This is a genomic window from bacterium (genome assembly GCA_028821235.1).
Classification (GTDB): domain Bacteria; phylum Actinomycetota; class Acidimicrobiia; order Spongiisociales; family Spongiisociaceae; genus Spongiisocius.
Genome location: JAPPGV010000019.1, coordinates 35,965 through 46,911, shown reverse-complemented (window position 1 = coordinate 46,911; position 10,947 = coordinate 35,965). Strand labels below are relative to the sequence as shown.

Genomic DNA, 10,947 nt, shown 5'->3' with positions numbered 1-10,947 from the left:
GCCACCACCCATCCTGGCTTGGAGCGTGGTCGGCCATGCCCGGCCGGATGCCGGGTTCGGCAGTCGCTCCGCGAAGCCTGTATCTGTTCCCTCAGGCCCGGCCGAACCGATCGGTGGAAGCTGCGGCCGGCATTGGTGCTTGGCGATATTCAACATATGGTGGGGGTGTGACAAGTTCAACCCTTCCGTCCGGACCGCTCTGCCCAGGCGTCAGAAAGCCGTGTAGCCGCCGTCCGCCACCATTGCGGCGCCGGTCGTGAACGAGGACTCGTCCCCGGCCAGGTAGAGCACGGCTCGAGCAATCTCCTCGGGCCGTCCGAGCCTCCGCATCATGTGCAAGCCCTCCAGCCTGGTGAGGCGTTCCTCGGTGAGCGGGCTGAGCAGGGGTGTGTCGATGGCGCCCGGGCAGACGGCGTTGACCCGGATGCCCGCCGCGGCGTGGTCGTAGGCCATGCACCGCACCAGGCCGATCACGCCGTGTTTCGAGGTGTTGTAGGCCACCTGGCCCTTCTCCCCCGTCATGCCCGCCACCGAGGCGATGCAGACTATCGAACCTCCCCCGGCTCGCTCCATGTGGGGAACGGCGTGGCGGGAGGCGAGGAAGATCGACTTGAGGTTCACGGCCATCACCCGGTCCCAGAGCTCCTCGGTCGCCTCCGTCACCGTTCCTTTGCCGGCGATACCGGCGTTGTTGACGAGGATGTCCAGGCAGCCGAAGCGTTCGATCGCCGTGTCGATCATGCGCTTGCAGTCGGCGTCGGAGGTGACGTCGGCCTGCACGAACACAGCCTCGCCGCCGCCGGACGTGATCTCCTCCACCATGCCTGTGGCAGGGCCGCTTCTCAGGTCCGCCAGCACCAGCCTGGCCCCCTCGGCGGCGAAGAGACGGGCGATGGCCGCCCCGATCCCCTGGCCCGCGCCCGTGATGACCGCTGCTTTGCCCTCAAGCCTCATGCCGTGCCACGCCCGCTTCGCTCGAACAGGCCGCCAAAGCGCCCGGCTCCGTCACCTAGTGTCCTCCATCTCGGCGCTCCATCTCCGCTCGTCGAGAAGTTCCTCGACCAGGTTGCTGCCCTCGAGTTGAGACTGGATACGGGCCAGCAGGGCCTCCCGGGTCGTTATTGCCAAGCCCCACGGTGACTCCATGAAGATCACTGATGTGCCCTGATCGAGGCCGTGGCGGTCCCGAACCTCCGGCGGTACCACTAGGCGACCCCGATCTCCCATCGTTGCGACGTGCGTCCTGCTCATCGTGGAACCATACCGTTCGTCACAACGACGTTGGGGAACATGAACCCCCCGTTGTTCAGGAGGCCAGGAAGTCGACGATGACTTCGACCGACCGGTCGATCTCCTCGACGTAGTGGCCGTGGCCGCTGTGCTCGAATATCTCCAAGCGCCCGTCCGGGAGGTTCTCCGCCACCCATCGGGCCCCGGCGCCTCCCGGCCCGGCGTCCAGGGGCGTCAGGATGTCATGGCGACCGCACATCACCAGGGCGGGCGCCGTCACGTTCGGAACCACGTCCCGGACGTCGGTGTCGATCATCGCCTGGCACGCGTCGATGAACACGTCCGTATCCGTGTTGCGCTCCAGCACCGCCAGGGTCTCCCGGAGGATGTCGTCGCCCATCTCGTCCAGGAGCCTTCTCCCGAAGGCCTTGGTGAGTAACTCCCTGGCCAGTTGCTCGGACACGGCGCCGTAGGCGGAGGCGACGTCCTGCCATACGCGGAACATGTGGATGCCCATGGCGTCGCACTTGGCGACGGCACCCGCTCCCATCAGCAGCTTGTCGGTCTTCTCCGGAAACCGGGCGGCGAAGTCGAGGGCTATGAAACTCCCCATCGACCCGCCGTGGATGTGGGCCTTCTCGATCTCGAGGGCGTCCATCAGGGCAGCCAGGTCGGCACTCCAGGTCTCGAGCGTGTAACGCTGCTTGGGACGGCTGCTGAGGCCGTAGCCGCGATGGTCGTAGTCCAGCACCCGGAAGTGCTCGGAGACACCTGGGGTGATGGTGGCATACCCCTCGTGGCCGCTCACCGCGCCGCCGATCTGGACCACCGTCTCGCCGGAGCCCGAGAACTTGTACCAGAGATCGACTCCGTTGACCCTTACCGTCGCCATCCGACCACCTCCCTAGAACGCCGTGCCTGGCCGCTAACTCTACGTCGGTGAGACCAGGCCTGCGGTGCCTAGCAGCCGGCTGCCTCCACCGGGTTGGTGAGGCGACCGATACCCTCGACCTCTAGGGTGACCTCATCGCCGGCACGCAGGTACTCGGGAGGCTTGCGAGCCATGCCCACCCCGCTGGGCGTTCCGGTCGAGATGACGGCCCCCACCCCGAGGGTGAGGTGCTGGGACATGTGGGACACGAGCTGGGGCACGTTGAATATCAGATCGGACGTCTCGCCGTCCTGCTTGATCTCGCCATTCACCCACAACTTGACATCGAGGTCGCCGGCGGCGCCCAACTCGTCGGCCGTGACGATCCAGGGACCCATCGGCTTGAAGGTGTCGAACGACTTGGCCCGGCTCCACTGACCCTCGCTGAGCTGGATGTCCCGGGCCGATACATCGTTGACGATGGTGTAGCCGGCGATGTAGTCGACGGCGTCCTCCTCGGAAACGCAGCAGGCCTCCTTGCCGATCACCACCGCCAGCTCCACCTCCCAGTCCACCTTGTCGGTGAAGGGAGGCAGGCAGATGGCGTCGCCCGGGTTGATGATCGAGGAGTTGAAGAAGGGGAAGCAGATCGGGGACTCGGGGATGGCGGCGCCCGTCTCCGCGGCATGGAGCCGGTAGTTGAGGCCTATACCCAGGAACTGCGGCGGGTCGGCGACCGGCGCCAGCAACTGCACGTCCGAGAGCGAATGCTCGGGACCGGCCGCATCGAAAAGGGCCGCCAGCGCTTCCCGGTCACCCAGAACGTCCATCAGCTGGGTCCCGTCCTTCACCGGACAGACCTGCTCGCCACAGACGAGCCCCCAGCCCTCCGAACCTCCCACGTTGAATCGAGCTATCCGCATTCACTCCCTTCCCGGTAGCGTCGGGCGGCATTGTATATGATCCGAATCGGCGCGAAGGAGGTGACCACTGGGGATCGAAGCCGTCGAAGTAGAGGCCTTGAGCGATCCTCCTGAGCCCTATTCCCACGCCATCCGGGCCGGTAACACCATCTACCTGGCCGGTCAGGTGGCCTTCGACCGGGACGGCGAGATCGTGGGGGACACCGTGGAACAGCAGGCCAGGCAGGTGTGGCGGAACATCGAGGACGTGCTGGCGGCGGCGGGTAGCTCGGTCGCCGACGTGGTCAAGGTCACCTACATCATGCAGGACATCCGGGAGATTTCCGAGGAGTTCCCCGTCCGTGAGGAGGTGTTCGCCGGGAGGCCGTTTCCGGCGGTGACCGCGATGCAGGCGGCGGCACTGGGACTGCCCGGCCTCAAGATGGAGGTGGATGTGATCGCGGTGGTGCCAGGTGGCTGACCCGATCCCCGAGGCCGTTTCCGAAGCCCTATCCCGGCACGGCTTGACCGGACCGGCGTTCGACGCGGTGGCGATCGCCGAGGCGCTGGCCGGTTGGGACGAAGCAGGAGGGATCCTGGACCGGCTGCTGTCAAGGCACGAGGCGGACGCCCCCGCTGCCAACCCGACCTCCTTCTCCCCGAAGTGGTGACGGGACCCGTGAGCGCCCGCTCCATAGCAAGCATCGCCCGCCAACTCCGTGAGGGCGCCACCACTTCCGTGGCGGTCACCCGGCGCGCGCTCGATGGCATCGATCAGACCGACACCCGGCTCAACGCCTTCGCTCTCGTGGACCGGGAGGGAGCGATGCGAGCTGCCGAGCAGGCCGACCGGGTCCTGGACTCGGGAGAGGGGGCCGGGCCGCTGACCGGAGTCCCGGTCGCCATCAAGGACATCATCCACATGGATGGCCTTCCCACCCGGTGTGGATCACCGGCCTATCCCGACGAGCCCCGCGACCACGACGCCGCCGTGGTCGGCCGGCTGCGGGAGGCGGGGGCCGTGATGGTGGGCAAGACGACCACCCATGAGCTGGCCTGCGGCGTCTTCAGCCCTCCGGCCGCCAATCCCTGGGATACCGCCCGCCTTCCGGGCGGGTCCAGCGGGGGATCCGGCGCGGCCGTGGCCGCCGGAGTGGTCCCGATGGCGCTCGGGAGCGACACCGGCGGATCGATCAGGATTCCCGCGTCCGTCTGCGGGATAGCCGGGCTGAAGCCGACTTTCGGGAGGGTGTCCCGGGCCGGAGTCGAGACCCTGGCCTGGTCGCTGGACCACCTCGGACCGCTGGCCGCCACCGTGGGGGACTGCGCGGCCACGCTCCAGGTCCTGGCGGGCGCCGACCCGGCCGACCCTCCGACCGAGCCCTCTCCCCCACCCGCGGACTACTCCGCGATGCTGGGCCGCGGGGTGGACGGACTGCGGCTCGGTGTCATGGCCTCGCCTCCCTTCTCCCCCATGCAGGAGGACGTGGAGCGGGCCTTCCATGATGCGGTCGAGCACATCGAACATCTCGGGGCCGGCCTGGTTCCCGTCGATATCCCGGAACTGACCTGCACGCTGGCGACCGAGTTCGCCATCGTCGGTCCCGAGGCGGCCGCCTACCACCGTCGCCTGCTCCGGGAGTCGCCGGAGCTGATCGATCCCGGCATCCGCCAGCTGTTCGCCATCGGCACCATCATGCCGTCGGCCCACTACCTGAAGGGCCTCGGCGCCCGCCGGATCATCCGGAACGCTTTGCGGCGGGCGTTCGACCGGGAACGCCTGGACGCGGTGATCACCCCCACCCTGCCCGCCACCGCCGCCCTTGCCGACCAGGAGATGATCGACTACGGGGAGAGGGAGGAGGACGTGACCTCCTCCTACGTGCGCACGACCGCCCCGTTCAACCTGAGCGGCCAGCCGGCGCTCACCGTCCCGTGCGGGTTCGATCGGGACGGACTGCCGATCGGCCTCCAGATCGCCGGGCGTCCGTTCGACGAGGTAACGGTCCTCCGGATCGGCGCCGCGTACGAGGCGACCACGACCTGGTCCGAGCACCGGCCGCCGGTCCGCGTGGAGTGACCGCCGGCATGCGGGTCCTGGTGTTCGACGGACCTCATCGGTTCCACGTCGAGACCCGGCCTCGCCCGGTTCCCGGACCCGGCGAAGTCCGGCTGCGCATGGCATACGTGGGAATCTGCGGGTCCGATCTACACGGTTACACCGGCGAATCGGGACGGCGGCTTCCCGGGATGATCATGGGTCACGAGGCAAGCGGATGGGTCGAGGCGGTGGGCCCGGGGGGCGAGGAGCTGGCGGTGGGAACTCCGATCACGTTCAACCCGAGCCTCCCGTGCGACGGAGCCTGCGGCCACGAGTTCGAGAACCACTGCGCGGCCCTGAGGGTGATCGGCGTGACGCCCGACATCCAGGGCGCCTTCGCCGATGCCATCGTGGTCCCGGCCACGCGGGTTGTGGAACTGGGCGGCCTCAGCATGCTGTGGGGCGCGGGGGTGGAGCCCATGGCGGTCGCCCTCCAGGCCGCCCGCCGGGCGGGTGTCCGGCCGGGCCAGGACGTTCTCGTGGTGGGAGGAGGGATGATCGGCCAGTCCATCGCGCAGACCTGTCGCCTGGACGGAGCCGCCTCGGTGACCGTGTCGGATCCCATGCCCTCCCGCCGGGCGCTCGCCCGGGACGGTGGCTTCAGGGCCCTCGAGCCCGCCCAGGTCGAGGATGCCGGCCCGTTCGATGTCTCCTTCGACGCGGTGGGGATCACCGCCACCGCCTACGCCGCCATCCAGAACATCCCGAAGGCGGCCGTGGCCTGCTTCGTTGGGCTGGGGCTCCCCGAGGTGAGCATCCCGCTCTTCGACGTGGTGGTCGGCGAGCGGATGGTCGTGGGGAGCTTCTGCTATCCGGACGCCGTGTTCGAGGAGGCTCTCGACCACCTGGCCTCGGGGCGGCTCGACCTCGACCCGCTGATCGGGAGCGTGGAGAGCTTCGAGGACACGGCCCGGGCCTTCGAGGACCTGGCCACAGGGGCCCGCGCCGACGCCAAGATCATGATGTCCACAGGCCTCGGGGCTCCCACCGCCTAGTCGTCTCTCCGCGAAACAACCAAGGAAGAAGGAGGCCGATCCCGTGCCGTTCGCATCGCTACCGACCGGAATCGACATGTACTACGAGGTGGAGGGCGCCGGCGACCCGCTGCTGCTGATAATGGGCACCGCCGCCGACCACTCGACCTGGGCGGGACAGGTGGCCGCCTACCGGGACGACTACACGGTGATCACCTATGACGCCCGAGGGACCGGCCAGACCACCCGCCCGTCGGATCCCACCAGCTACTCGATGCGGGTACTGGGCGATGACGCCGCCGCCCTGCTTGACCATCTCGGCATCGAGCGGGCCCACGTATCCGGACTCTCGCTGGGGAGCGCCACCGCTCAGGAGCTGACCATCAACCACCCGTCAAAGGTGGCTTCGGTCCAACTCCACTGCACGTGGGGCTACTCGGACGAGTGGTTCATCCGCATGATCGACACCAACGAACTCCCCGTGCTCCACGAGGACTACGCCATGTATATCAGGACTGCGCTGCTGTGGGTGGCCAGCCCTCACTTCATCAACGAGCGTCCCGACGACGTGACCGCCTTCGAGCAGGGGTTCATCTTCGAGAACCCCCATCCGCCCAGCCGCGACGGGATGCTGGGGCATTTCCACGCCGACAAGACCCATGACACGCTCGACAGGCTGCACCGTATCCGGGTGCCCACCCTGATCACGTCGGGCGAGGTGGACTGGCAGGTTCCCACCCGTTACGGACTAGAGGTGCAGAGGCGGATCCCCGGCTCGACCATGCACGTGTTCACCGGCCCCGCATCCAGCCACATCGCCTTCTACGAGATGGCCGACGAGTGGAACGCCTTCACCCTCGGATGGTTGAAGCGCCTCGGCTGAACGGGCCTGCCCGAGAAACCCCCGTCCCTGAGCGCCCTCTCCGGCCGGAAGGTCGGGAGCGGGGCTACCCGCCGTGGGCTTCGTCGTAGCTGGCGCCGCCCGTGCCCTCGACCCAGTAGCGGCGGGCCCAGCCGACTCCCTGCCAGCTCATGACCTCTGTGGGCACCACCTTGATGAGCCAGCGAGGCTGGCTGATGGTCCCAGTCAGGTACTCCGGACCGTTGGGACCCAGGTACCGGTAGGACATCTCCTTGGCGACCTCGACCCATTGGCCACCGACGTTGGGCTCCTCGACGATCTCGGCCATGCCCTGCATGATCACCTTGGGAATCTCGACGCTCTGGCCCATCTCGTCCGGCTCGCTGTGGGGGGCATCCACCACCAGCGAGACCCTCGGGTCGGCCTTCATGTACTCGCACCACACCGCACGCTGGCGACCCACGAACCACATCGCTCGGCCGTCCCACTGGTACCAGAGGGGAATGACGTACGGGGCGCCATCGGGCGTCAGGCAGGCCACCCGAGCCAGGTAGCTCCCCTCCAGGAAGGCATCGAACTCCTCGCCTTCCAGTCCCCCTAGCTTCCCCCGAAAATCCTCGGCCATCCCGTGTCGCCTTTCTGTTCGCGGCTGTCGGTGGCATTGATCCCATCGACCATGCCCCTCCATACTATCCGCAGGCGCGGAACCGGCATGGGTCGCACCGGCTCGGGCGCTCCGGTAGGGGCACCATATAGAATGGCCGCCAATGCCTTCCGTTCCCCCGCCCGCCGCTGCTGCCAACGGCAGCCACGAAGTAGCTCTCTCGGTCCGGGACCTGGTGAAGACCTTTCTGGTGGGAGGCGGTGTCTTCGGCGGCGAGAAGGGGGAGGTCTCGGCGGTGGCCGGAGTCTCCTTCGAGATCGGCGCCGGCCGCACCCTGGGTCTGGTCGGCGAGTCGGGATGCGGCAAGTCCACCACCGCCCGCAGCATCCTGCGCCTCATCGAGCCCACGTCCGGTGAGGTGGTTCTCACCCGTCCGCTCGACGGAGGGGGCAGCGAGCGGATCGACGTCATCGCGGCGGATCGGCGCCAACTGCGGGAACTGCGCCGCCACATGCAGATCGTCTTCCAGGACCCATTCGCCTCCCTCAATCCCCGCATGTCGGTGGGGACCGCTATCGGCGAACTGCTCCATGTCCACACCTCTCTCACCAGGAAAGAGCGCGGCGATCGGGTGGGCGAACTGCTCTCGCTGGTGGGGATGAACCCCAACGTCGCCGACCGGTACCCTCACGAGTTCTCCGGCGGGCAGCGCCAGCGGATCGGCGTGGCCCGGGCCCTGGCGCTCAATCCGGGCTTCCTGATCCTGGACGAGCCGGTATCGGCCCTGGACGTGTCCATCCAGGCCCAGGTTCTCAACCTCTTGGAGGAACTGCAGGACCGGCTGGGGCTCACCTACCTGTTCATCGCCCATGACCTGGCGGTGGTGCGTCACATATGCGATGACACCGCGGTCATGTATCTGGGCAAGATCGTGGAGCAGGCCAGCACCGACCGCCTTTTCTCGGCGCCCATGCACCCCTACACCCAGGCTCTCCTGTCTGCGGTGCCAACGCCCAACCCGAAGATCCAGCGGCAGCGCTCCAGGATCCTGCTGGAGGGTGACGTGCCGAGCCCGCTCAACCCACCGTCCGGGTGCCGGTTCCACACCCGATGCCCGATCGGGAGGGACAAGGAGGTCTGCCGCGCGGAGGAACCACTCCTGAAGGAGGAGGCGCCCGGCCACCTGGTGGCCTGCCACTTCGCTGAAGCGAAGGCCATCATCTGAGGGGTCCTGACGAAGCGGGATCTCCGAGCGCCGATCTCCGGCGGCTAGCCCGTGATCGGACCCACTTCGAGTTCGACGCCTCGCTGGCGCCCGCCATCACGGTGGCGCCGGGCGAGTCGATCCTGGTCGAGACGGAGGACGCCCACAGCGGAACCATCACCGGGCCCGAGGTGGTCTACGAGACGCTCGAAGACGTGATGGACCGCATCGGCGGCGCCAACCCGGTTACCGGACCGATCGCCATCGAAGGCGTGCGCGCGGGGGATTGCGTAGAGGTGCACATCGAGCACGTCTCCGGCGCCCCCGTAACCGGCTTCGGGTACATGACAACCACGCCCACCCTCCACCCGTCCCTCGCCGCGGAGACCGTCATCTGCCACCGCGCCGGTGACCGGGTGGAGATCCCGACCGCGCGGGGTCCGGTGTCGGTACCGTACCGCCCCTTCGTGGGCACCCTGGGCGTGGCGCCCGCCGGTGACCCGGTGCTGTCGTTCCGCCAGGGCGTGGAGTTCCTGGGCAACGTCGACCTGCCCGAGGTGACAGCAGGCGCCACCGTGATACTCAGGGCAGGCGTGGACGGAGGCATGGTGTCGCTGGGAGACGCCCATCTCGCCCAAGGGGACGCAGAGATACATCGCTCGGCCATCGAATGCCAGGCCGACGTGACGCTGAGCTTCGGACGGAGCGATCCGGCCGCGACGGGTTTCTGCGGCCTGCCACAGGTGAACACGGCTACGGAATGGGCCAGTGTGGCCCCGGGACCCGGCCACCTGGAGGACCTGGTGCGGATGGCCTACGACGATCTGGCCCGGCGGATGCGCCATACAGGCCGCTATTCGTTGGCCGAGGCCTACCGGCTGCTGGGCGCGGCCGGTAGCGTTCGGGTGGGCCAGGTGGTGCCACCGGTCTACTCTGCCCTGGCAAAGATCGAACGCCGCTACGTCGAGGAGGATGCCCCATGGCCAAGCCGTCCCTAGCCGTGGAGTCGATGAGCCGGTCAGGCATCCGGGAGATCATGGAACTGGCCTGGACGGTCGAGGACGTCATCCATCTGGAGGTCGGCGAGCCCAACTTCGCCACCCCCGACCACGTCGTGGAGGCCGCCCATCAAGCCGCCACAGACGGATTCACCCGGTACACGCCCAACGCGGGGATCCCGGAACTACGGGAGGTGCTGGCCCAGAAGGTGCGCGACCGTAACGGCATCGAGGCCTCGGCCGACCAGATCGTGGTGACGCCCGGGGCGGTGGTCGGCCTCTACAGCACCCTGGCCGCGGTTACCGATCCGGGCGCCGAGGTGCTGCTGAGCGACCCCAGCTGGCCGAACTACCACCTGATGATGACCCTGCAAGGGATCACTCCCCGCCTGTTCCCGCTGTCGGCGGAGGACGACTTCATCCCGAACGCCGCCCGGATCGAACCCCACATCACCGACCGCTCCAAGGTGCTGCTGCTGAACTCCCCGGGCAACCCGTCCGGCGCCACCACCACCCGGGAGGCGTTGGTGGAACTGCTGGAGCTGGCCCGGGCCTACGACCTTTGGGTGCTGTCGGACGAGGTGTACGACGAGATCTGGTTCGACGACCCTCACGTGTCCGCCGGCCCACTCGACCCGGACGGCCGGGTGGTGACCTTCTTCAGCTTCTCCAAGACCTACGCGATGACCGGCTGGCGAGTCGGCTACCTGGTCACCCCGCCCTCCCTGACCGAGAACGTGATCAAGACCCAGGAACCGATCTCGTCCTGCGTGAACGCCCCCGCCCAGAAGGCGGCCGTGGCCGCCATCACCGGTCCCCAGGAAGTGGTCGCCGAGATGCGAGACGCCTACCGGCGGCGCCGCGACCGTGTAGTGGAGCTACTCGGGCGGGAAGGAATCCCCCACGTGCGGCCCACCGGCGCCTTCTACCTCATGGCCGACGTCAGCGGCAGCGGCATGAGCGGGCTGGAGTTCGCCCGCCGCCTGGTGCTGGAACGAGGCGTAGCCGTGGTCCCCGGCAACACCTTCGGCCCCGGAAGCACCGCCTACGTGCGCCTGTCACTGGCCACCGCCACCGAACCCCTTCTCGAAGGAGTGACCCGCCTGGCCGCGGCTGTCAAGGAGTGGGGAGCCTGACTCCGGAATCCGTCAGATCGAACCCAACGACCCAGGGGAATCCGCGACCGGCGGATTGATCGGGG

At 68.1% G+C, this 10,947-nt stretch carries 13 protein-coding genes; 8 read left to right on the top strand and 5 right to left on the bottom strand.

Annotated elements, in window-relative coordinates:
- Positions 1-210: 210 nt before the first annotated feature.
- The 4 genes from OXK16_02345 to OXK16_02330 form a co-directional block, all read right to left on the bottom strand.
- Positions 211-954, bottom strand: a complete 744-nt coding sequence (locus tag OXK16_02345; protein ID MDE0374788.1) for a glucose 1-dehydrogenase — start codon at positions 952-954, stop codon at positions 211-213.
- A gap of 51 nt (positions 955-1,005) precedes the next feature.
- Entirely contained in the window at positions 1,006-1,251 is a 246-nt protein-coding gene (locus tag OXK16_02340) for an AbrB/MazE/SpoVT family DNA-binding domain-containing protein (protein ID MDE0374787.1), read from the bottom strand.
- Positions 1,252-1,306: 55 nt separating this feature from the next.
- Positions 1,307-2,122, bottom strand: coding sequence for an alpha/beta hydrolase (locus OXK16_02335; GenBank protein MDE0374786.1), 816 nt, complete (start codon positions 2,120-2,122; stop codon positions 1,307-1,309).
- A 68-nt stretch (positions 2,123-2,190) separates the two neighbouring features.
- Positions 2,191-3,024 carry a fumarylacetoacetate hydrolase family protein gene (locus OXK16_02330; GenBank protein ID MDE0374785.1) on the bottom strand — a complete coding sequence of 278 codons (834 nt, stop codon included), beginning with the start codon at positions 3,022-3,024 and terminating at the stop codon, positions 2,191-2,193.
- A gap of 97 nt (positions 3,025-3,121) precedes the next feature.
- On the opposite strand from OXK16_02330, the gene OXK16_02325 reads away from it, so the two are divergent.
- Genes OXK16_02325 through OXK16_02305 form a run of 5 tightly spaced genes read left to right on the top strand, consistent with a single transcriptional unit; the run spans position 3,122 to position 6,961 of the window.
- Positions 3,122-3,484 (top strand): RidA family protein, encoded by a 363-nt coding sequence (locus OXK16_02325; protein MDE0374784.1) that lies wholly within the window; start codon positions 3,122-3,124, stop codon positions 3,482-3,484.
- A complete protein-coding gene (locus tag OXK16_02320; GenBank protein MDE0374783.1) occupies positions 3,477-3,674 on the top strand; it encodes a hypothetical protein in 198 nt (65 codons plus the stop codon). Before OXK16_02325 ends, OXK16_02320 begins: the two co-directional genes overlap by 8 nt.
- An 8-nt stretch (positions 3,675-3,682) precedes the next feature.
- Positions 3,683-5,083, top strand: coding sequence for an amidase (locus OXK16_02315; protein ID MDE0374782.1), 1,401 nt, complete (start codon positions 3,683-3,685; stop codon positions 5,081-5,083).
- Positions 5,084-5,091: 8 nt separating this feature from the next.
- Entirely contained in the window at positions 5,092-6,099 is a 1,008-nt protein-coding gene (locus OXK16_02310) for an alcohol dehydrogenase catalytic domain-containing protein (GenBank protein MDE0374781.1), read from the top strand.
- Positions 6,100-6,142: 43 nt separating this feature from the next.
- Entirely contained in the window at positions 6,143-6,961 is an 819-nt protein-coding gene (locus OXK16_02305) for an alpha/beta fold hydrolase (protein MDE0374780.1), read from the top strand.
- A gap of 64 nt (positions 6,962-7,025) precedes the next feature.
- Here the strand turns inward: OXK16_02305 and OXK16_02300 are convergent, their stop codons facing one another.
- Positions 7,026-7,565: a pyridoxamine 5'-phosphate oxidase family protein gene (locus OXK16_02300; protein ID MDE0374779.1), complete on the bottom strand. Its 540-nt coding sequence runs from the start codon at positions 7,563-7,565 to the stop codon at positions 7,026-7,028.
- 142 nt (positions 7,566-7,707) lie between these two features.
- Here OXK16_02300 and OXK16_02295 point away from each other — a divergent pair, with 142 nt between their 5' ends.
- From OXK16_02295 to OXK16_02285, 3 genes are read left to right on the top strand one after another with little or no spacing between them, the layout of a single operon-like run.
- Positions 7,708-8,769 (top strand): ATP-binding cassette domain-containing protein, encoded by a 1,062-nt coding sequence (locus OXK16_02295; protein ID MDE0374778.1) that lies wholly within the window; start codon positions 7,708-7,710, stop codon positions 8,767-8,769.
- Complete coding sequence (locus tag OXK16_02290; GenBank protein ID MDE0374777.1) at positions 8,766-9,746, top strand: acetamidase/formamidase family protein; 981 nt, start codon at positions 8,766-8,768, stop codon at positions 9,744-9,746. Before OXK16_02295 ends, OXK16_02290 begins: the two co-directional genes overlap by 4 nt.
- A complete protein-coding gene (locus OXK16_02285; GenBank protein MDE0374776.1) occupies positions 9,728-10,882 on the top strand; it encodes an aminotransferase class I/II-fold pyridoxal phosphate-dependent enzyme in 1,155 nt (384 codons plus the stop codon). Before OXK16_02290 ends, OXK16_02285 begins: the two co-directional genes overlap by 19 nt.
- The last annotated feature ends 65 nt before the right edge of the window (positions 10,883-10,947 follow it).

Excerpts from the sequence above, each read along its gene's own strand:
- OXK16_02295 (MDE0374778.1), top strand. The coding sequence starts at position 7,708 with ATGCCTTCCGTTCCCCCGCCCGCCGCTGCTGCCAACGGCAGCCACGAA.
- OXK16_02345 (MDE0374788.1), bottom strand. The coding sequence starts at position 954 with ATGAGGCTTGAGGGCAAAGCAGCGGTCATCACGGGCGCGGGCCAGGGG.
- OXK16_02310 (MDE0374781.1), top strand. The coding sequence starts at position 5,092 with ATGCGGGTCCTGGTGTTCGACGGACCTCATCGGTTCCACGTCGAGACC.
- OXK16_02330 (MDE0374785.1), bottom strand. The coding sequence starts at position 3,024 with ATGCGGATAGCTCGATTCAACGTGGGAGGTTCGGAGGGCTGGGGGCTC.
- OXK16_02340 (MDE0374787.1), bottom strand. The coding sequence starts at position 1,251 with ATGAGCAGGACGCACGTCGCAACGATGGGAGATCGGGGTCGCCTAGTG.
- OXK16_02335 (MDE0374786.1), bottom strand. The coding sequence starts at position 2,122 with ATGGCGACGGTAAGGGTCAACGGAGTCGATCTCTGGTACAAGTTCTCG.
- OXK16_02285 (MDE0374776.1), top strand. The coding sequence starts at position 9,728 with ATGGCCAAGCCGTCCCTAGCCGTGGAGTCGATGAGCCGGTCAGGCATC.
- OXK16_02300 (MDE0374779.1), bottom strand. The coding sequence starts at position 7,565 with ATGGCCGAGGATTTTCGGGGGAAGCTAGGGGGACTGGAAGGCGAGGAG.